Here is a 19473-nt window from a genome sequence, read left to right as displayed (position 1 = left end):
GAGGCAAACTGATGAGTAACTCCCTTTACGACATTTCGCTGAAGCAGATCGATGGAAGCGTCCGCACCCTTGGCGACTATCGGGGCAAAGTTCTGCTGGTGGTCAACGTCGCTTCAAAATGCGGGCTTACCCCGCAATACGAGGGTTTGGAAAAACTGTACCAAGACAAAAAATCCCAAGGCCTGGAAATACTGGGTTTCCCCGCCAACAACTTCAAGGAACAAGAACCGGGTAGCGATGTGGAAATCGTTGAGTTCTGTTCAGTGAACTATGACATTCACTTTCCGTTGTTCTCGAAAATATCGGTTGTCGGCGCGGACCAGCATCCTCTCTACGCCGAGCTGACTGCCGCACAACTCGAAACGACGGGTGAGGGCCCTTTTCGGGAGCGTCTGCAGGGTTATGGAATCGAGTCAGACAACACAACGGACGTACTCTGGAACTTCGAAAAGTTTCTGATTGATCGGCAGGGCACGGTCGTTGCTCGTTTTGCTCCGGACATTGCGGCTGATGATCCTCGTTTGCTTGAAGCAATCGAAGCTCAATTAGTCCAAGAGGCGTGAAGTGGTGCTGACAGTCGATACGGTTAGCGCGCTTCGTGCGCTCGTGGCGCGTGCACGAGGTGAAAACAAGAAAGTCGCGCTGGTGCCGACAATGGGCAACTTGCATGACGGTCATATCGCCCTGATTCATTGCGCAAAGCAGCGAGCCGACTTTGTGGTCGCCAGCATCTTCGTCAATCCACTCCAGTTCGGGGCGAATGAGGATCTCGCCAACTATCCTCGGACCCCCGACGCCGATCGCGAAAGACTGGTCAACGCCGGGTGTGATGCGCTGTTTGCCCCTGCTGTCGAACAGATCTATCCAGATGGAATGCTCAATCAGGCCATCGTCAGTGTGCCGAACGTGTCTGATGGTCTTTGCGGTGCAGCACGCCCTGGTCACTTTGACGGGATGGCCACTGTCGTTGCCAAGTTGCTGAACATCGTTCAGCCAGACGTGGCGGTTTTCGGGGAAAAGGACTATCAGCAGCTGGCAGTCATCCGCTCGATGGTCAGGGATCTCAATATGGTGACTGACGTTGTCGGTGCACCGACGATCCGGGCCGCGGACGGCTTGGCATTATCGTCGCGCAACGGCTATCTGAGTGACCATGAGCGTTCGGTAGCCCCCGTCCTTTACGCTTGTTTGAAGCAAATGGCGGCGAGTATCCAGATTGAGAGGCGGGTGGATGAGCGCCAGTTGATTGAATGTCATCAACGTATAAGCGACGCCGGTTTTCAGCTGGAATACTTTGAAGTCAGGAATGCCCAGGATTTAAAACCTCTGACAAGCACCGATACTCACTTTGTGATTCTGGTGGCGGCGCGCATCGGCAAAACGCGGCTCATTGACAATCTGACAGTGGAATTTCGGACATCAAAAAGATCACCAGAGGAACAACACCAATGAGCCTTTATCGAGCGTTCACTGTTCTTGGCCTGTGCCTTGTCTCTCTTGTCGGCATGGCTCAACAAGCGCCAGTGGATGCCTATGGTGCCGACACCCAGCGTGCCAACGCCTTGCTGGTAAAAGCTGTCGCCGAATACAAAGCCAAGGGCGACACCGCTATGGCCGAGTTCAGCCGGCAGGGAGCCTATGTCGATGGTGAGCTGTACATCTACGTGGTCGATACCTCCGGTGTGATGCTTGCCAGCGGTGGGCCTTCGGTTTCACTGGTCGGAAAACCGGTGGTCAGTGTGCTGGACGACGACCTCAAGGCTGCATTACAACAAGCCATTTCGCAGCCAGAAGACGGCATCGTGCGTAGCGCCGAATACCGCTGGTGGAACTGGCAACACGGCAAGGTCGAGCGTAAGCGCGTGTTCTATCAACGAGTGAAAGATCGGGTGATCTCCGTGGGTTACTACATGCCACGGTCCAGCCCCGAGCAGGCACAACAGCTGCTGCGCCAGATTTCCGAGCAAGTTGCCAGCAACGCGAAAACCACCGTCGAGCTCATTAATCAGCACGATAAGCAGCTTACCCAGGATGATCTTTACGCCTTTGTGGTGGACCTGAAAACCAAGCGGTTCGTCGCTCACGGCTTTTCGCCCCGGCTGATCGGCACCGACTTCAAGTCATTGCGCTCAACCGACGGCAAGCCGATTGGCGAGGACATACTCAAGCAGATGAACGCGCATGAAGCAGGCGAGATCACCTATCAATGGCGCAACCCTATGACCGGGCAGAACGAATACAAGAGGACTTTTCTGCAGCGGGTTAATGGATACGTCGTGGCCGTGGGCTGCTATGCAATCAAATGATCAAGGCAGGAACAACAGGAACCCACTGTCAGGAGCGTACGCATGACTGATTTGGTATTGCTGCATGGCGGAAACCATGGGTCCTGGTGTTGGGAACACTTTGTGGAAGCGTTAAACCAGCAACCCGGATGCTTCGACCGCGTGATCACTCTGGATATGCCAGGGTGCGGCAAGAAGCGCGGTCGGGATGTTGCGTCCCTGCGGCTAGACGACGTGGTCAACGAACTTAATGAAGACCTGCATGCACTCGGCGTGAACCAGGCCGTGTTGCTTGGGCATTCCATCGCGGGGGGCGTGCTGCCAATGATGGTGGTGGCCGCTCCGCAACTATATTCGCAGCTGGTTTACCTGGCCTGCGCATTGCCCAGTGAAGGCCAGTCGATTCTGGAGTTGCTTGGCACTACGCTGCATGGCGAAAGCCCGGAACATGTCGGTTGGCCGCTGGACCCAGTGCAAACAACTCCTCAAGCGCTGGCCGTGGCCATGTTCGGTCAGGACTTGAGTGAGCAAACCCTGAGTTGGTTGTTAAGCGAAGTGAGTCAGGACACGACGCCACTCTGTGTGGCGACAGACTCCATCAGTCGTGAGGGGTATCAAGGATCGATCCCGGCGACTTACATCATCACCCTGCGCGACAACATTTTGCCCATCGACTGGCAGCGCCGTTTTGCGCAACGTGCCGGTGCTGGCGTGGTGATCGAAATCGATACGGCGCACGAGCCGTTCGTATCACACCCCCAGCTGCTGGCGGATGTCGTACGGGGTATAGAGCGGCATGAGTGATGGGCAATATCGGTGTTTTAAGCCGGAGCGACGGCACGGCAAATCAACGCAACGGGTTGATCCTGTCCATCATCGTATTCAACTTTGTCTCGTACGTGTGCAGTGGCTTGCCGCTCGCGGTGTTGCCGGGCTACGTCCTCAATGACCTGGGCCTGACCTCGGTTTTCGCGGGTGTGGTGATCAGCTCGCAGTACCTGGCGACGCTCCTGGCCCGCCCCTTGGCCGGTGGCGTGGCTGATCGCCTGGGTGCCAAATACGCGGTTGTGTGCGGGTTCAGTGGCTTGATGTTGAGCGGCGCCCTGACGGCGCTCGCCATTATCCTGCCCACCCAACCCTGGTTGACCCTGACGCTATTACTGCTGGGGAGGCTGGTGTTGGGGGCGTCCACGGCCATGATCTCCACGCCCTGCTGCACCTGGGCCATCGGGTTATGTGGTGCCCCTCGGGCGGCACAGGTCATGTCGTGGAACGGAATAGCGGCTTACGGCGGCACGGCTGTTGGCGCGCCACTGGGTGTGCTGCTGCGCAATTCGATGGGTATCGCCAGTGTGGGACTGTGCACCGTGTTGCTTGGCTTGGCGTTCCTGCTTTTGGCTCTGGGCAAGCGCCCAGCGCCATTGGTTGCAGGCGCCCGGCTGGCTTTTTATCGAGTCCTGTTCGCGGTCATGCCCAACGGCCTGGTCCTGGTTTGCAGCTCGGTAGGATTTGGCGGGCTTACGGCCTTCGTCGCACTGTATTTCGATAGTCTCGGCTGGGACCACGCCGCTTATTGCTTAAGTGGTTTCGGCGCAGGCTTCATCGTTGCCCGATTGTCGTCGCCGGGAATACTGCAGCGATTCAGAGGGTACAAAGTGGTGGGCGGCTGCCTGCTTGTGCAGACGTTGGGCATGCTGCTGATATGGCTCGCGCCTTCGCCTGCGCTGGCAATTGCCGGCGGCGCGCTGACCGGCATAGGGGTGTCATGGGTCTACCCGGGGCTTGGGGTGGAGACATTGGCCAGCACTCCGGCCGTGAACCGTAACTCGGCGCTCAGTGCCCTTTCATTATTCTTCGATATTGCAGTGGGGATGGCCGGTCCGGTGATGGGCCTGGTTGCGTCAGGTTTTGGTTTTGCTGCGATATTTCTCTGTGCAGCACTGATGTCGATGGGCGGGTTTCTGGTAGTGCTCTGCCTATGGCGGAAGGGCCGTATACGCGATTAGTGTTAGTTGTTTAATAGCATACCTCTGTTTCACATAACTGACGTGCAAGTAAGCTCTCCGACGATCTGTCAGCGGGAAAATAACAGAACCAGCTATACCGCTATTGGCCGATTGCTGCGTGTCATGTCGGGTCGGAATCGACCCGAACCGAGCTCTCAGCGATATATACATAACTACAAGGAGTTCAGCGTTATAAGAATTCGACTTATGAGGACGGCAGAGTCTCTGCGGCTGCGTAGTCTGGAAAGGACATCATCGACTCGATCGCTGGGTGCTCGTAGGTTGAGGACAATACGGCGCTGAGTCGATCGCCCAACAGATTCCAGGCGCGTTTCTTCTCTTCGGCATAGTCGTGATGCAGGTAGTGGCGTCTCACCCGAGAGCCGGCCAGCACATGGTTTTGACAGCGATCGATGACGTCCAGGCTGACACTCAAGGCCTGCATCATGGTCGCTCCCGTTCGGCGCAGGTCATGCGGTGTCCAGTCACCGTTCTGGCCGTTGGCAAGGACCAGCGTATCGTCATGACGCCGCCTGGAGAGGGCCTTGCGGTTTTTGAACCGCGCCTGGCGATCGCCGACCTGTTTACTCACCACTTTTACGTCCACATGCCCATCATCCAGCTTGTTCGGGAAGCACCATTGGGAATGTCCCGTTAGGGTCTTCAGTTCCTGAAAGAAATGCAGGGCGAAGGGGGAGAGGAATACATGGTGGTCCTGTTTCTTGCCGCGAGTGCCTTTGACGTTTTCACTGGGGAGGAACCACGTCTGCTGGTCCAGATCGACATTTTTCCATTCGGCCTGGAGCAACTCGCCAATCCGGCACAGGGTGCCCAGGCTGATCCAAAGCGCGAGTTGGGTTTCCTTCTTCAGTGGTCGAATGCCTTCATATTTTTGCCCGGCGGGGAGGCCGTTGTAATCGGTGGTCATTTGCTGGAAGCGGTTGTGCAGTTCCAACAGCTCAGCCGGCGAAAGGATCCGGCTTCGTTCGGCCTCGTAATCGGCAGGGATCAGGGGGGTGATGTCGACCAGCTCCGTTGGATCGCCCTCGACCAGCAACGCCCGCCAAGGTTGGCGCTTTCTGGCCCAGCTGAACATCTGGCTGAGGTCGGCGAAGAAGCTGATCGCTTGCCGGTGAGCGCCGCGGTTGACCACGGTGCGGATCAGCGCCCGAATATCGTGTTCGGAAACATTGTTCACCGCGGTCTTGCCGAGTGCCGGGAATAGGTCCTTGTTAAAGCGCCGTTGCAACTCGGCATTGCCGTCTTTACGCGCGACGCCATCCAACAGCCAGGCCTTGGCCAGATCCTGGACGGTCAGTGTCTGCACCTTCGTCGACTTTTCTTGTGCGGCTTTTGCGTTCGTCGCGGCATGAGCCTGTGCCTTGGCGGTTTTCTTTTGCTCGTTGGGATTGATCTGCTCATCGATGAGCGCTCGGGCCTGGTTGCGGGCCTTGCGGATGTCCGTCAGGGATTTGCGCGGCCAGGACCCGCAGGAGTACTCTTTGTTCTGGTCGCCCCAGCGATAACGATAGAAAAAGCTGACTGACACACCGTCTTTACGGACTGAGATTCGACCGGCGAGATTGCCATCCTCCCGGAGGATGCGGCCGGCATCATCGGCGGTCAGCGACTCGAGTTCTTTGATGGTGATTTTGGCCATAAAATGAGTTCCCCCTACTTTTCCCCCCACAAAAACGTCGGCTCTTGATGGACGTTACTGGACTCTCGTAGAGCAGAACACCGCTGGAGCTCAAGTAAATACTAGCTTAGAAAAATCCAGAGTAAAATTTTGGAAGCTTTCAAGAAGTATGAAAAAGGAGATGGGGTGCTAGGGGTCGAGTGTTCGAATCACTCCGTCCCGACCATATAATTCAAGGGGTTGCGAGATTTTATCTCGCGACCCCTTTTTATTTCCTGGCGTTTTTACCCCCACGAAACGACCGGCTCTGAGTGGAATTCTCACTGCTTTCCGAGTGAGCTGAAATCACATCGAAATGGCCGAACACCATGACCATTCACCGGAGCCCGATTCACTTGAGCTCGCGTCGGATGACGTTGGCCGAGAAATTTTGCCGCGACTCGAGGAAAGCGAAGTCAGTTAAACGACGGCAATCTGATACTGTTTTTTATGTTGGATCTGAGCCTTTTATAAGTTAACCGGTGCTCTATAGAGTGCGCGTCCGACGCACTAGTGGACAGTGATCGGCCGCCCACTATTTCGGGCTCTCTGAAGACCGGACGACCTCGAGAGTCTTCAGGAATCACCATGAATACTCGTCCGAGCTTTCACAGCAAGACCTTCCCCGAGTCGCAACGTGACATTCTCGGTATGATCGCGACCGATCATCATCTAGGCGACATACTCTGCGCCATCTGCCAGATGCTTGATGATCAGGCCCCCGAAACTTTCTGCTCGATACTGCTCACTGATGCCGAGGGCAAACGCTTGCTGAGCGGCGCGGCTCCCGGCCTGCCGGTCGAATACAGTGACGCGATTCATGGAATGGCCATTGGTCCGCACGAAGGAACCTGTGGCACCGCAGCGTTCCGGCGCGAGTTGGTGGTCACCGAAGACATGGCCCGGGATCCAAATTGGGAACGTTTCCGCAGCCTGGCGCTGGGGCATAACAGTTGCTGGCAATACGCGCGGGCAGGTCCGGATTGGCATTGAGCGGACGGTCAAAATAAATCAGATCGTTCCGACCCGATACATCGCCTGAGCAAAAGCATGGGGACCATCCAACAAGCGTAGGCGGCATTGCGGGGAACCGCCATGTTCGTCGTCCGTCTCGGTACCTGTCGCAGATGATTACACCGCAGTCTGGGCCTTGGGCGTCGTGATCGGCGCGCCGCGGGTTGCTATTGAGGACAGTCGTCAGGTCAGCCCGCTGAGCCTTTAGATACTCGACCGACAATTGTGTCCGGCCCCAGTCCTGAAATTCAGACGATAAGATAAAATTTCAGACCCCAACGCAGAACTCCATTTCCCCAGGCAAGGCACTCCCTGCGCCTTTCTCACACAATCGGCTCTAACGCTATCGCGTTGCATAACAGAAACAGGTGCGATGAGCGACTTTGGAACTTGCATTAACGATATTAGCTTGATGCAGGAGGGGCTAGGCATCGTCGATTTCTCGTCTTTAGCAGGATATTAAGAATAATAAAAACGCGCACCTGGAAAGTTTTGCGTTGCTTCTATTACTTAAAAATAACAAATGGAGCGCTATATAAATGAGTGGAAAAACAATAACTGCAAGTTCGGTGTTTCTTAGTATCACCCTGAGTGTCCAGGCGCATGCTGACTTCCTGAGTGATAGCAAAGCCACCTTGGGAATGAGAAACTTCTACTTCAATAACGACAACCGCGATGGCGTTGCCGCCCCTTCTAAAACCGAAGAATGGGCGCAGGGTTTCATGCTGGACTTCAAATCGGGCTATACCGACGGCATGGTTGGCTTTGGTGTCGATGGCCTGGGGTTGCTGGGGGTTAACCTGGACAGCGGCAAAGGACGGCATGTCGGCAGCAGCATGATGCCTTCTGACAGTGACAACCGTGCCGTCGACGAGTGGAGCAGGCTGGGGCTGACCGGAAAAGTCAAAATGTCGAAAACTGAACTTCGCTACGGCACCTTGATTCCGAAACTCCCCATTCTGGTCGCCAACGATGGGCGCGTGCTTCCGCAAACCTTCGAGGGCGTTCAAATCACCTCGAGCGAGCTCAATCGCCTGACCTTGACTGGAGGTCGGATTGAACATGCAACAGGACGTGGTTCGAGCGATCAGACGGGGCTGGCCGTTACTGGTGGTACGCGTGAAAGCAATCAGTTTGACTTCGCCGGGGGCGATTGGAAAGTCACCAAGGATCTGACAGCTCAGTACTACTACGCCGGCCTCGATAACTACTATACGCAGCATTTTTTGGGATTGATTCACACCCTTGCCATCTCGGACAATCAGTCCCTCAAAACCGACCTGCGCTACTTCAAAACTGACTCGTCAGGTGCAAATAGCTCCGGTACGTCAGGCTACAGAATGAGTGGCTACACCAAAAACGGTGATGGAGAAATCGATAACCGTACCTGGAGTGCCGCGTTGATTTACACACTGGGTGGCCACGCAATTACTGCGGGGTACCAAAGTGTGTCGGATGGCAGCAACTTCACTCAACTCAGTCAAGGTAGCCTGCCAAACAAGGGCGCCGGTGGAGCAAGCCTGTATCTGTATACAGACCGCTTTATCCAAACTTTCACCCGCGCAGGCGAGCGCACAGCTTTCGGTCAGTATGCTTACGACTTCGCCGCTCTGGGCGTCCCTGGCCTAAAAGGCTCGGTCATGTACCTCTCTGGCGATAACATTAAAACGACGTCAGGCGCCAACCAAAAGGAATGGGAAAGAGACATTAGCCTGGACTACGTCCTTCAGTCGGGAGCGCTAAAAGGCGTCGGGTTCGGCTGGCGTAACGGCAAGTCCAACAGCGAAGCATCTCGTAACGTAGATCAGAATCGTATTTTTGTGACCTATAGCATTCCGCTTCTCTAACTATTGTCAGAGCGGTTAATTCCCAGCTTTGTTTTTGTTTACAGAGCTAATGATGGATTCAGTCGTCTTGTTCCACTTGAAGAGCTTGGCAAGCGCTGCGGGCGCTGAGACCTGGAACTGATGGCTGACCTCTTTGGGCGTTAATCCCTCCGCCAATAACAGCAGAATTTTGGCCCGCAGCCCAAGACGTTGCCCCAGCCAGCCCATCCGCGATCAGCCTTGTAGTGTGGCATGGTCAAATCGCATTAAAACGAATGGGGCGGCGGGTTTGTCTACACCCTCTTAGAAGCCTTCCAGCACGACCTTACCCTTCGCCTTGCCGCTTTCCAGCAGAGCATGGGCGCGACGAAGATTTTCTGCGCTGATGCGCCCGTAGTTGTCGCCAACGGTGGTGCGCAAGTCACCCGCATCAATGCGCCGCGAAACTTCGTTGAGGATGTTGTGCTGCTCCTGCATGTCCTCTGTCTCGTAAAGCGAGCGGGTGTACATCAGCTCCCAGTGCAACGACAGGCTCTTGCGCTTGAGCGGTACGGCGTCCAGCGTGGCCGGGTCATCGATCAGGCCCAGCCTGCCCTGAGGTTTCAGTGACTCGATGATTTGCTCGAAGTGCCGATCGGTCTGGGTCAGGCTTGCGACATAGCTGACTTGTGCGATACCGATGCGCTTGAGCTCCTCGCTGAGTGGCTTGGTATGGTCGATGACATGATGCGCACCAAGCTCGGTGACCCAGGCCTGGGTTTCAGGGCGCGAAGCCGTACCAATGATCGTCAACCCGGTTAACTGACGCGCCAGCTGAGTCAGGATTGAACCCACCCCCCCTGCAGCGCCGATGATCAGCAGCGTTTCGCCCCGGTCGGTGGTATCGCGTGCAACACCGAGGCGAGCAAAAAGTAATTCCCATGCGGTCAAGGAAGTCAGTGGCAATGCCGCAGCCTGGCTGAATTCCAGTGACTGGGGCATTGAACCGACGATACGCTCATCCACCAGTTGCAGCTCACTGTTGCTGCCCGGGCGGATCAGCGATCCGGCGTACCAGACCCTGTCACCGGGCTTGAATAGCGTCACGTCGCTGCCCACCGACTTGACCACGCCGGCAGCATCCCAACCGAGGATACGCGGCTGGCTCTCGTCCTCGTGCGGTACATAGCCCTGCCGCACCTTGGTATCGACAGGATTGACCGATACGGCTTTTACCTCTACGAGCAAGTCGCGCGGCCCCGGCACTGGCTCGGGAATATCGATCTCCACCAAGGCGTCGGGATGTTCAATAGGCAGGCATTTGAAATGTGCAATGGCTTTCATTCGATGCTCCTCAGGAGATGCGATACATCTTCGTGATGGTGAGCTTTTCAGCAGCACGTTCGATGAAAGGGAGCGCTGACTGAAAATGCGGTGTCGCTTCGTGAGCAGTCTGCGCCGCTTCGTCCCGCCACTGCTCGATCATGTGGAAAGTGCGAGCTTGCTCGGCATCACGATGGAGGTCGTACTGGATACAGTCCGCTTCCCCTCGGCTTGGGCCTTGCAGGTTCTGCAACGTTTGCTCGAGCTCTGTTTCGAAGCCGGCCTTGGCGACCAAAGTGGCAATCAGTGTTAGAGCGGTAGTCATCAAACCTCCTGTCTGCGTGCGATATAAAGGGGAAACGCATTGGCTGGCACGGGTGTATCGAAGATGTCCATGCCGGCCATGCGGCCAAAAACCTGAATCCGGGTGAGAGCGCGACAACAATCTTGCCCGCTTGGGCATTCGACCAAGTTGATAGCCCTAAGGCCATGCGAGCGCCCTCGCTCCGGCGGGATCACCTGTAGCGTTCAAGCCAATGGGCATAGGGAGCGGGCAGGGTCCAGGCAGCACGCTCTACACCCAGCGCCTGGGCGGCTGAATAGGACCAGTTGGGATTGCCCAGGTGCGCCCGGCCAATCATCGCCAGGTCCAGTTGACCACTCTTCACCGCTTCTTCGGCGACGCTCGGCGTGCCGAAGCCCCATGCCGAGGCCACCGCAATCCCCGCCTCGCGCCGAACCCGCTGGGTAACTTCGCCCATGAAGCCGGGGGCCCAAGGAACGTTGGATTCAGGGATGGTGAACCCGATACTGACGCTGAGCAAGTCCAATCCACCGTCCTTGAAGCGACGCGTCAGTTCGATAGCCTCTGACAAGGTCTGTTCATCCCGGCCGTCGTATTCGATGACACCCAGACGAGCGGTCAGCGGCAAGTGCTCTGGCCATACTTCGCGAACCGCCGCCAGTGTTTCCAGCAGAAAGCGGCTACGGTTATCGAAGTTTCCGCCGTAGACGTCGTCACGAAGATTGGAGTGATCAGAGAGGAATGACTGGGCCAGATAGCCATGGGCGAAATGCAGCTCCAACCACTCGAAGCCAGCCTCACGTGCACGGCGAGCGGCTGAGACAAAATCCTCGCGCACCCGGGCGATATCCTCCAGCGTCATGGCTTTCGGCTGCTTGGCAAGATGAGCGCCAAAGGCAACAGCCGACGGGGCGATGGTCTGCCAGCCACGAGCATCATCCTCGCCGATATGATCGTCACCTTCCCAAGGACGGTTCGCACTGGCCTTGCGCCCCGCGTGGGCAATCTGGATACCTGGCACTGCGCCGGCAGCCTTGATCGATTGCACCACCGGCACGAAGGCACGGGCGAGCTCATCATTCCAGATACCAGCGCAGCCAGGCGTGATCCGTCCTTCGGGTGACACGGCGGTCGCCTCGACAACCACCAGTCCCGCCCCGCCACGCGCGAGGGTGGCATAGTGCACAGTGTGCCAATCGTTGATCAGCCCATCATTAGCCGAGTACATGCACATGGGGGGAATCGCGATCCGGTTGCGAAGGGAGACATCCTTGAGCGTGAAAGGTTGGAACAGTGCAGACATCAGGTTTTTTCTCCGAGGGATACTATTACTGTTGTTCGATAATATTCGAACTATTGGCCTAGAGCAAACCCGTGTATGATTCGCCCATGCGCCCCTTCAAACACCTTCCTCTCAGCGAATTCGTTCTTGAGCGTCTGTTTTACGCCTTGAGCGACCCTGTACGCCTAGAAATTGTCCGGCGCCTCGCCGAGCTGGGAGAGGCCAGCTGTGGCGAGCTGGACGGTGGCCGCGCGAAGTCCACCATGTCCCATCATTTTCGGGTGCTGCGAGATGCCGGCCTGGTTCAAACCCAGACCATCGGCACGACCCACATGAACTCGTTGCGTAGGGAAGACTTGAGTCACCGTTTTCCGGGCCTGCTAGAAACGATCCTGTCCCAGCACGACTAAGCCTGTCGCTCAATGACGACTTTGCCAATGGCACGGCCTGACTCAAGGCGATCATGTGCCGCGCTGACACCCGCAGCAGTGAAGTCATGGCGCTCATCGATCAGTGGTTTAACCAGGCCGCGATCAACCAGGGCGGCCAGTCTTTGCAGGATATCGCCATGGTGCTTGCGGTCTTCGTCATGAATGATCGAAATAGCCATGAATACCAGGTCTAGTCTCAATGCTTTAAAGTGCATTTCGGTCAGATCGTAGGTGTCGTAACCGATGATCGAGACTACATGGCCCTTAAGCTTCGCGGCTTTCAGTGAGTTCTGTAAGACCTCGCCGCCCAAGGTATCGAAGACCGTATCGAATCCTTTTCCTTCGGTGATTCGCTGGTTGTATTCCTGTGGCGTCTCGCTGTTATAGAAAATAATCTCATCGGCGCCCAGCCGACGGGCAATTTCCGCTTTTTCCGGCGTTGAAACCGTCGTCGAAACCTTGGCCCCCAGGACCTTGGCCAATTGAATGCCTATGTGCCCAACACCACCGGTGCCACCATGCACCAAGACGTTGTCATTGGGTTTGATCGAGGCTCGGTCGATCAGCGCCTCCCAGGCCGTAATTGCCACGAGCGGCAAGCTGGCTGCTTCGCCAAAAGAGAGCGACTTGGGTTTTAGAGCAAGCATCTCGGCATCGGCCTCCATCTGATCTGCCAGCGCACCGGGAATCCCCACGATGCCGCCGAAACAGCCATAGACTTCATCGCCTACGTTAAAGCGGGTCACACCAGCACCAACGGAGCTGACCACCCCTGAAACATCGATGTGAAGAATTGCCGGAAAAGTCAGACCGGCCGTACCTTCGCTGCCCCGACGAATTTTCGTGTCCACTGGATTCACGCTTGTCGCCCGCACGTCGATAATCACATGACCTGGGCGGGCAACGGGGTTTTCCGTATTAATTTCTACAAAAAGGTCTGAGTTACCATGCTGATTTATCACAATGGCTTTCAAGGCTTAAACTCCGAGGAACAATAGGCCAACAAATTTATCATCAGTAATATGGGATAAATACGCTAGAATTATTGAATCTTTCGGTCCTTTTGGTTGGTAATAAATGCTGGATTCCATTGATGAATTGCGGTTGTTTATTGCTGTTTTCGAGGAGGGTTCCATCCGCGCAGCGTCCGAACGAATGGGGATAACTGCCGCAGGCGCAAGCAAGCGTCTTCTGGCCCTTGAAGACAGCGTTGGTCGGAGACTTTTTAACCGCACCACCCGCAAGCTAAGTCCCACTTCGGACGGTGAGAAGCTATATCAACACGCACTAAGCATCCTGGAAAGCGTCGAAAAAGCGGAGCGAGGATTTTTCCAGAAGACCGAAATTACCGGTCATCTACGCATAACCGCTTCCGCGACATTTGCCCAAGGTTATTTATCGAGCGTCGTGAGCAGTTATCTCAAACGCTACCCTGGCGTTATCGTTGATTTACACCCGACAGATCAACTGGTTGATTTGGCCGCCCATGGTACCGACCTTGCGATTCGGCACGGAGTAATGGCCGATTCATCCCTGATCGCGCAGAGGATTTCTGCGTCCCGACGTCTGATTTGCGCCGCCCCCCAATATTGGGAAAAACAGGGTATGCCTACCTCTCCAAAAGACTTAACCACGCTGGACGGCCTCATCGTCGGAAAAGATTCCAGTTGGACCATGTCCCGAGGAGGCGTTAAAAAAACATGCAAAATACGCAACCGTTTTTCATCCAGTTTGGGGGAAGTGGTTCGCCAGATGGCAATAGATGGGCATGGAGTAGCGCTGCTGATGGACTGGCATATACGAGATGATCTTGATTCAGGAAAGCTGGTGGAGGCATTTTCCGATTGGGCCATTGAGCCGCCGGTGGGAATCTATGCGGTATACCCTTCGAGAGAAAACATCGCTCCGACTGTTCTCAGTTTTGTTGCTCATCTCAAAGAGTGGGTCGCGGCCCACCCCGTTTAAACTGAGCGCTGATGGGCGACAATCCACCTTTTGAAGCGCTTTCGTTAAGGGAAAGCTTTGGGCGCCGCCGGTAAACGGTCCTCAGGTAGCCTGGACCTAGATCTTTTCTTGCAGCGCTTTGAAAAAGGCATCGATATTTTCGTCGTGACGTTTGTAATAGGTCCAAGGGCCTATCCGCTGCGAGGTTACCAGGTGCGCGCGCTGCAGGGTTGTGAGGTAAAGCGATGTAGTGGACTGCGAAAGGCCCGTGCGCTCCTGGATGATGCTGACGCACACGCCTACTGTTTCCGGGTCGACTTCCTGCTCGGGAAAGTTCGTCCTGGGATCCTTGAGCCAATTGAGGATGTCAAGGCGCGTCGGGTTCGCCAAGGCTTTCAGGGCTTCGTTGATGTCAATGTTCATAAAATTGGCGATACCTGTTTTTCGCGATATTGCGATATCTTCGTCGTTCGCACGGAGAATTGGAAGGCACCCAAAGTGGCCTCTGCGTCCGTTTGTTGCCAGGCAAGATGTTCCCCTTCCTCGGTCAGCAAGCGTAAGCCGCGCCCTGGAGTCCGGGACGCGGCGCGGATTGCTCAGGGGCGATAGCTCGGATAGTCGGTGTAGCCCTTGTCAGTACCGCCATACATGCTTGTCGGGTCGACCGGATTGAGCGGCCAGTCGTTGGCGATACGGGCGGGCAGGTCGGGGTTGGCGATGAAAGGACGACCAAACGCGATCAGATCCCCCCAACCCGCCTGGATGACACGATTTCCGCGTTCAGCGGTGTACCTGCCGGCATAGAGAATCTTACCGCTGAAGATACTGCGAATATCTTCCCGGAACGCTTCAGGTAGATCGGGTGCGTTCTCCCAGTCGGCCTCGGCGAGCGACAGGTAGGCGATACCCACTTCCTCGAGAATCTTCACCGCTTCGACATAGGTTTGATGGGGATCTTTCTCGACCAGGCCGAGGTAGACGCGATCTTCATCGGTGGTCGCGAAGAGCGGGGCGAAGCGAACGCCCATACGCTCCTTGCCAACGACGCCAGCAACTGCCTGGGTGATTTCGCGCAGGAAGCGCAGTCGATTTTGCAACGAGCCACCATATTCATCATCACGCTGGTTTGTGTGGGCGGAAATGAACTGGTTCACCAGGTAGCCGTTCGCGCAGTGCAGTTCCACCCCATCGAACCCAGCGTCCAGGGCATTGCGGGCCGCCTGGGCATAGAGCTGGACCAGTTCTTTCACCTCTGCGGTGGAAAGAGCGCGCGGGGTCGATGGATCGGCCAGTGCACCCGTGCCAGGGCCGGTCTCGATGAATACCTTGACGTTGTCCGCCTTTATGGTTGACGGCGCGACCGGCGCTTCACCGCCGGGCTGCAAGGACATGTGCGACACGCGGCCGACATGCCAAAGTTGAGCGAAGATCACACCCCCTTCGGCGTGAACGGCGTCGGTGATTTTGCGCCAGCCTTCAATCTGCTCGGCGCTGTGAATGCCGGGAGTCCAGGCATAACCCTGTCCACGAGGCTCGATCTGGGTGCCTTCGGTCACCATGAATCCCGCGCCAGTACGCTGGCGGTAATACGTGGCCATGAGATCGTTCGGAATGTTGCCAGGCTGGGAGCTACGCGAACGGGTAAGTGGTGGCAAAACGATTCGATTCTTGAGGGTGTAGGGCCCCAGCTGTGCGGTTTTGAAGAGCGCGGACTGTGTCATTTCATTTACCTGCATATATAGAAATGTCGATGTATTACGCTAAATGGATGCGGATCCACGGGATCAGAGCAAACCGTAAGGCGCTTCGTTGAGGTGTTCACCCACATCTTCTGCATTTGGCGCTTCCTGAGATACGGGGGGTGGCTTCGAACTCAGACTATTTGTGATATCGAGATATGTCAATATCTAGTTTTTTCTTTCTCAATTTGGTCAGCTATCGCAGGTTGCTCAGATAGAGATACTGATCAATGCTGCGCAAAAGATGATGTGTTGGGATGCGATCTTCCATCCGGATATCCACCGTATTTGCGCTGCTGGTTCAGAACTTCGATGTAGTAGTCGCCCTAGGCGCGGGCCTGGAGTCCGACGCGCCAGTACTGGTCAAGCTGCACGTCGGTGCCGAGGTAGGTATGTCCTTTTCTACCGGTCGGGGACCATGCACCTCGGGGTGCATTTGAAAGTGTCCCTTGGAAGGCATACGATCGAGGATGAGGCAGTTTACAGGCAAGCTACAGCGCCGCCACGGTGACACCACGCCGAATGCGGTCAGCAGACCGGGAGGCGTTACTTGAAGTGCACAACTGATATGCCCGCTAGCGTCATCACAAAACTCACCTACCTGGTCAAGCACGATGCGAAGCCCTATGTGCATACCGAGGCTCTGACCGGTAACAGTGAACCGCACTACTTTGCTGAGCAGGAGGAGCGCGAGGTCACGATACACAACGGTCGTCCGTTGGCAGACAGCCTTTCTCTGGACAAGCAGGGGTTTGAACTCCATCGGCGGGATACGGTGGTCGACGATCTCTACGACGATACCTCAGTGGAAAGCGTCTACTATGACGAGGTCAGGGCCTTGATCAAGGAGTTGACGGGCGCGAGCCGGGTCGTCATCTTCGACCACACCAGGCGCAGCGACGCCGAGCGGCGGGATATTCGCGGGCCAGCCAGCCGTGTGCATAATGACTACACAGACCGCTCGGGACCTGAGCGTATTCGCGACGTGCTGGGCCAGGATCAGGCCGCCGCACTGGTGTCGGTGGCCCAGATTAACCTCTGGCGCCCGATGAGCGGGCCCGTCAAGCGCTCACCGCTGGCGGTGCTGGATGCCTCGACGCTCGACCCCAATGACCTGCTGGCCACCGATTTGGTCTATCCGGATCGTATCGGTGAGATCTACCACCTGGCCTACAATCCGCAACAGCGCTGGTACTATTTTCCGGACATGCGCCGTGACGAAGTCTTGCTGATCAAGGGGTATGACTCACGTCACGACGGCCGTGCCCGCTTCACGCCCCATACCGCCTTCAAGGACCCCAATACGCCGCCGGGATCCCCGCCGCGTGAGAGTATCGAAGTTCGCACCCTGGCCTTCTTTGATTAGGTTTTTGCCGCTTGGCGCGGGCCTCCCGCCGCGCGGTGTTTGCCCCCGTGCTTTCCTGGCGACCACCTGCTTTGGTTGGTAGGGATGTATTGATGTGCGCGGATAGCTGATCCACCCGTGATATGGCCCAACGTTAAAGATTCAACGATACCTGAAGTTTAGTAAAACATAACAGATCATGGTTGCTGTCAGGCCGACCAATATGTACTCGACGCGGGGTAGGAATATAACCAAACCACCTAGAGAAAACACGATCAAGGTGTTTTGTAGTATGTATTTCCTTATTTTAGGTACCGCTATGAAGTAGCCATATTGCTTGCCTAAGAAAAATAAGGCCATGCCGATGATTGACGTAATCTGGAAATCGCGCATCGCAATGTCATTCAGGATCGCATGCCTGATCAAATTTGCCAGGAGTGCTAGCCCCAGAAATAGAAAAAGGTGCGAGTAAATCAGGGAGTGTCCAGTCATACTACTTTCATTTTTGCTCAGCAGGTAAAAACTATCAAAATAGATCCACCAGATACTGCAAATCATGATAAAACCGGTGATTGCCGCCGTCACATTATAACGATCCCATTGAATGTCAGATAATCCTCCAGAAAGGCTAATCACTGACTCACCCAATAAGATGAGGGTGAGTAAGCCTACGCGTTCAACCAAGTGTTCTGTATGTGCTGGCAATGGCTTTAGTTTAATCCAGAAAAATACAGGGAGCAGAATGTCAAGAGTAACCCCAATGTAAGCGACAAGGTAACGCACGGGCGGGTCAAATAGAATGGATGAAAGACTAACAACTGCGCTAACTAACAGTGCGAAGCCAAGCCTAAAGGAGAGTTCGCTACGGGAGTCGACTTTACTTATGGACGAAATGTACATAATACTGATAATGGCACGTATACCAAAATAGCAGGCAATAACAAGCGGGTAGTTTTCTTCCAAGTCTTCCCCGATCCGTGCAGATAGCACAATGAGCAGCAACATTATAAATAATGTTGCCAAGCGGTGAGGGTTACTGTCTGTATCAAACCTATTGGAGTAAATCGTGTGGCTAGACCAGACCCACCACAATGGAATAAAAAGCAGTAGGAATCTCCATAATTGATTATTTTCAAAGTGGCCTTGATGAACATGTCCGAGAGTATGCGTAACCTGGCCAATTGTAACAACAAAGGTCAGGTCAAAAAACAACTCTAACCATGTGGCGTGTCGATTTTTTTCATAATACTTCAAAGATTTCATTCGCTGCTGGCTCCGTGTGTACCTCTTTAATGTAGAAGGAAACTAACGGATAAGCGAACGGGTGGACGGGTATAGGCGTCAACCTTGGGGGGCGGTCGCAAAAACTGAGTGCAACACCTGACCTAGTCCACCACCACGTCTGTTAGTACGGTCAATACGGAATCCAGCGTGCCATCGGGCCGATAGCAACATTGCGCACGGGCGGACCTTAGCGGGCAACTGGGCTGCTGTTCCGCCAACCATTCATTCAGCGCCTCGACCAGGACACGGGCCTCGACTATGGAATCTTCCGAGCTGTCAAAAATTAACATCGCCATTTTTTATGTCCTCGGTTCGCTGGGCTGATATTTTCGTGCCGCTGCTTTATGAGCGATGCTTATCGCTGGCAGCACCGTGGAATCTTCAATCTCTCGTATTGAAATATTATCGAATGCACACCTGGTGCGCTGCGCAATGGGGCACGTTCGCCCTTGGCTACGGTGTGGGTGATGCCAAGCGATTTCACTATCTAGCGATTTCGTCAACTCACTAACGAAAGCTCAATCATCTGACTCATTTCGGTAAACTCTGGAGCCCCGTCATAGCGAAGCCCGTCAATGTAAAACGCCGGGGTGCCATTCACGCCGCTCCGCACGCCGCCATTAAAATCGGATTTTATTTTGGATATGTAAGTGCCGTCTTGCATAGCAAGATAGAGTTCTTCGCTGGAGAGGCCGTGTTTTAGAGCGATGGCCCTAAACAGCGGTAGGCCCAATCGATCTTGGTTTTCATACAATTCGTCGTGAGCCTCCCAGAAGAACCCTCGACTCCCGGCATACTCAGCGGTGACAGCCGCAGCCATCGCATGCGGGTGAGCGGTGGTCAGTGGAAAGTTACGGAACACGAATTGCAGATCATCACGAAAATGCTGCTGTAGCTTTTTGACGACCCAATATGCTAAACCGCAATAGGGACATTCATAGTCGCCAAATTCCACCAAGGTGACCTTGGCATGCGCACTTCCCTGGCGATGGTCGTTGGCACTTACCGGCACTTTGAGAGTGGCCATGTGATC

General features: G+C 55.2%; 18 protein-coding genes and 1 pseudogene. 10 read left to right on the top strand and 9 right to left on the bottom strand.

What is annotated here, in order from left to right:
• The first annotated feature begins 11 nt into the window (after positions 1-11).
• From GQ39_RS14490 to GQ39_RS14470, 5 genes are read left to right on the top strand one after another with little or no spacing between them, the layout of a single operon-like run.
• Positions 12-563 carry a glutathione peroxidase gene (locus GQ39_RS14490; RefSeq protein ID WP_020300770.1) on the top strand — a complete coding sequence of 184 codons (552 nt, stop codon included), beginning with the start codon at positions 12-14 and terminating at the stop codon, positions 561-563.
• A gap of 4 nt (positions 564-567) precedes the next feature.
• A complete protein-coding gene (panC, locus tag GQ39_RS14485) occupies positions 568-1452 on the top strand; it encodes a pantoate--beta-alanine ligase (protein ID WP_032904506.1) in 885 nt (294 codons plus the stop codon).
• Positions 1449-2306, top strand: coding sequence for a cache domain-containing protein (locus tag GQ39_RS14480; protein ID WP_020300768.1), 858 nt, complete (start codon positions 1449-1451; stop codon positions 2304-2306). The genes panC and GQ39_RS14480 overlap by 4 nt, the downstream gene beginning before the upstream one ends.
• A 42-nt stretch (positions 2307-2348) precedes the next feature.
• Complete coding sequence (locus GQ39_RS14475; protein WP_047530979.1) at positions 2349-3089, top strand: alpha/beta fold hydrolase; 741 nt, start codon at positions 2349-2351, stop codon at positions 3087-3089.
• Positions 3089-4291 (top strand): MFS transporter, encoded by a 1203-nt coding sequence (locus tag GQ39_RS14470; protein WP_020300766.1) that lies wholly within the window; start codon positions 3089-3091, stop codon positions 4289-4291. The genes GQ39_RS14475 and GQ39_RS14470 overlap by 1 nt, the downstream gene beginning before the upstream one ends.
• Positions 4292-4496: 205 nt before the next feature.
• On the opposite strand, the gene GQ39_RS14465 is transcribed toward GQ39_RS14470, so the two are convergent.
• Positions 4497-5951 carry a tyrosine-type recombinase/integrase gene (locus GQ39_RS14465; RefSeq protein ID WP_047530966.1) on the bottom strand — a complete coding sequence of 485 codons (1455 nt, stop codon included), beginning with the start codon at positions 5949-5951 and terminating at the stop codon, positions 4497-4499.
• Positions 5952-6557: 606 nt separating this feature from the next.
• On the opposite strand from GQ39_RS14465, the pseudogene GQ39_RS14460 reads away from it, so the two are divergent.
• Both GQ39_RS14460 and GQ39_RS14455 read left to right on the top strand, forming a co-directional pair.
• Positions 6558-6929: pseudogene (locus GQ39_RS14460) on the top strand (GAF domain-containing protein); the annotation flags it as partial.
• Positions 6930-7522: 593 nt separating this feature from the next.
• Positions 7523-8830 carry an OprD family porin gene (locus GQ39_RS14455; protein ID WP_047530962.1) on the top strand — a complete coding sequence of 436 codons (1308 nt, stop codon included), beginning with the start codon at positions 7523-7525 and terminating at the stop codon, positions 8828-8830.
• Between the two features lie 282 nt (positions 8831-9112).
• Here the strand turns inward: GQ39_RS14455 and GQ39_RS14445 are convergent, their stop codons facing one another.
• The 3 genes from GQ39_RS14445 to GQ39_RS14435 form a co-directional block, all read right to left on the bottom strand.
• Entirely contained in the window at positions 9113-10132 is a 1020-nt protein-coding gene (locus GQ39_RS14445; protein WP_047530958.1) for a zinc-binding alcohol dehydrogenase family protein, read from the bottom strand.
• Between the two features lie 10 nt (positions 10133-10142).
• Positions 10143-10436 carry a putative quinol monooxygenase gene (locus tag GQ39_RS14440; protein WP_047530955.1) on the bottom strand — a complete coding sequence of 98 codons (294 nt, stop codon included), beginning with the start codon at positions 10434-10436 and terminating at the stop codon, positions 10143-10145.
• A gap of 190 nt (positions 10437-10626) precedes the next feature.
• Positions 10627-11718 carry an NADH:flavin oxidoreductase/NADH oxidase gene (locus GQ39_RS14435; RefSeq protein WP_047530954.1) on the bottom strand — a complete coding sequence of 364 codons (1092 nt, stop codon included), beginning with the start codon at positions 11716-11718 and terminating at the stop codon, positions 10627-10629.
• An 86-nt stretch (positions 11719-11804) separates the two neighbouring features.
• Here GQ39_RS14435 and GQ39_RS14430 point away from each other — a divergent pair, with 86 nt between their 5' ends.
• Positions 11805-12107 carry an ArsR/SmtB family transcription factor gene (locus GQ39_RS14430; protein ID WP_047530952.1) on the top strand — a complete coding sequence of 101 codons (303 nt, stop codon included), beginning with the start codon at positions 11805-11807 and terminating at the stop codon, positions 12105-12107.
• Here GQ39_RS14430 and GQ39_RS14425 read toward each other — a convergent pair.
• On the bottom strand, positions 12104-13102 hold the full coding sequence (locus GQ39_RS14425) for a zinc-dependent alcohol dehydrogenase family protein (protein ID WP_047530951.1): 999 nt from the start codon (positions 13100-13102) through the stop codon (positions 12104-12106). The two genes, GQ39_RS14430 and GQ39_RS14425, sit on opposite strands and share 4 nt — an antisense overlap.
• Before the next feature lie 103 nt (positions 13103-13205).
• On the opposite strand from GQ39_RS14425, the gene GQ39_RS14420 reads away from it, so the two are divergent.
• Complete coding sequence (locus GQ39_RS14420) at positions 13206-14093, top strand: LysR family transcriptional regulator (RefSeq protein WP_047530949.1); 888 nt, start codon at positions 13206-13208, stop codon at positions 14091-14093.
• 96 nt (positions 14094-14189) lie between these two features.
• Here GQ39_RS14420 and GQ39_RS14415 read toward each other — a convergent pair whose 3' ends face one another.
• Both GQ39_RS14415 and GQ39_RS14410 read right to left on the bottom strand, forming a co-directional pair.
• Positions 14190-14495 (bottom strand): ArsR/SmtB family transcription factor, encoded by a 306-nt coding sequence (locus tag GQ39_RS14415; protein WP_047530947.1) that lies wholly within the window; start codon positions 14493-14495, stop codon positions 14190-14192.
• 173 nt (positions 14496-14668) lie between these two features.
• Positions 14669-15793, bottom strand: coding sequence for an alkene reductase (locus tag GQ39_RS14410; RefSeq protein WP_047530945.1), 1125 nt, complete (start codon positions 15791-15793; stop codon positions 14669-14671).
• Between the two features lie 568 nt (positions 15794-16361).
• Between GQ39_RS14410 and GQ39_RS14405 the strand changes: the two genes are divergently transcribed.
• Complete coding sequence (locus tag GQ39_RS14405; RefSeq protein WP_052193593.1) at positions 16362-17177, top strand: CmcJ/NvfI family oxidoreductase; 816 nt, start codon at positions 16362-16364, stop codon at positions 17175-17177.
• A gap of 141 nt (positions 17178-17318) precedes the next feature.
• Here the strand turns inward: GQ39_RS14405 and GQ39_RS14400 are convergent, their stop codons facing one another.
• Together GQ39_RS14400 and GQ39_RS14390 are read right to left on the bottom strand one after the other, a co-directional pair.
• The gene (locus GQ39_RS14400; RefSeq protein WP_047530941.1) at positions 17319-18419 is read right to left on the bottom strand and encodes a low temperature requirement protein A; all 1101 of its coding nucleotides are present in this window, start codon (positions 18417-18419) and stop codon (positions 17319-17321) included.
• A gap of 520 nt (positions 18420-18939) precedes the next feature.
• Positions 18940-19467 (bottom strand): DsbA family protein, encoded by a 528-nt coding sequence (locus tag GQ39_RS14390; RefSeq protein WP_047530937.1) that lies wholly within the window; start codon positions 19465-19467, stop codon positions 18940-18942.
• Positions 19468-19473: the final 6 nt, after the last annotated feature.

This window comes from Pseudomonas sp. 11/12A, from assembly GCF_000800055.1.
Classification (GTDB): domain Bacteria; phylum Pseudomonadota; class Gammaproteobacteria; order Pseudomonadales; family Pseudomonadaceae; genus Aquipseudomonas; species Aquipseudomonas mohnii.
The sequence above is the reverse complement of the archived record's forward strand: the minus strand, read 5'-3'. Positions and strand labels throughout refer to the sequence as shown.

Coding starts and splice junctions, on each gene's coding strand:
- GQ39_RS14490 (WP_020300770.1), top strand. CDS start 12: ATGAGTAACTCCCTTTACGACATTTCGCTGAAGCAGATCGATGGAAGC.
- GQ39_RS14465 (WP_047530966.1), bottom strand. CDS start 5,951: ATGGCCAAAATCACCATCAAAGAACTCGAGTCGCTGACCGCCGATGAT.
- GQ39_RS14400 (WP_047530941.1), bottom strand. CDS start 18,419: ATGAAATCTTTGAAGTATTATGAAAAAAATCGACACGCCACATGGTTA.
- GQ39_RS14390 (WP_047530937.1), bottom strand. CDS start 19,467: ATGGCCACTCTCAAAGTGCCGGTAAGTGCCAACGACCATCGCCAGGGA.
- GQ39_RS14435 (WP_047530954.1), bottom strand. CDS start 11,718: ATGTCTGCACTGTTCCAACCTTTCACGCTCAAGGATGTCTCCCTTCGC.
- GQ39_RS14430 (WP_047530952.1), top strand. CDS start 11,805: ATGCGCCCCTTCAAACACCTTCCTCTCAGCGAATTCGTTCTTGAGCGT.
- GQ39_RS14455 (WP_047530962.1), top strand. CDS start 7,523: ATGAGTGGAAAAACAATAACTGCAAGTTCGGTGTTTCTTAGTATCACC.
- GQ39_RS14470 (WP_020300766.1), top strand. CDS start 3,089: ATGGGCAATATCGGTGTTTTAAGCCGGAGCGACGGCACGGCAAATCAA.
- GQ39_RS14445 (WP_047530958.1), bottom strand. CDS start 10,132: ATGAAAGCCATTGCACATTTCAAATGCCTGCCTATTGAACATCCCGAC.
- GQ39_RS14410 (WP_047530945.1), bottom strand. CDS start 15,793: ATGACACAGTCCGCGCTCTTCAAAACCGCACAGCTGGGGCCCTACACC.
- GQ39_RS14440 (WP_047530955.1), bottom strand. CDS start 10,436: ATGACTACCGCTCTAACACTGATTGCCACTTTGGTCGCCAAGGCCGGC.
- GQ39_RS14475 (WP_047530979.1), top strand. CDS start 2,349: ATGACTGATTTGGTATTGCTGCATGGCGGAAACCATGGGTCCTGGTGT.
- GQ39_RS14415 (WP_047530947.1), bottom strand. CDS start 14,495: ATGAACATTGACATCAACGAAGCCCTGAAAGCCTTGGCGAACCCGACG.
- GQ39_RS14480 (WP_020300768.1), top strand. CDS start 1,449: ATGAGCCTTTATCGAGCGTTCACTGTTCTTGGCCTGTGCCTTGTCTCT.
- GQ39_RS14420 (WP_047530949.1), top strand. CDS start 13,206: ATGCTGGATTCCATTGATGAATTGCGGTTGTTTATTGCTGTTTTCGAG.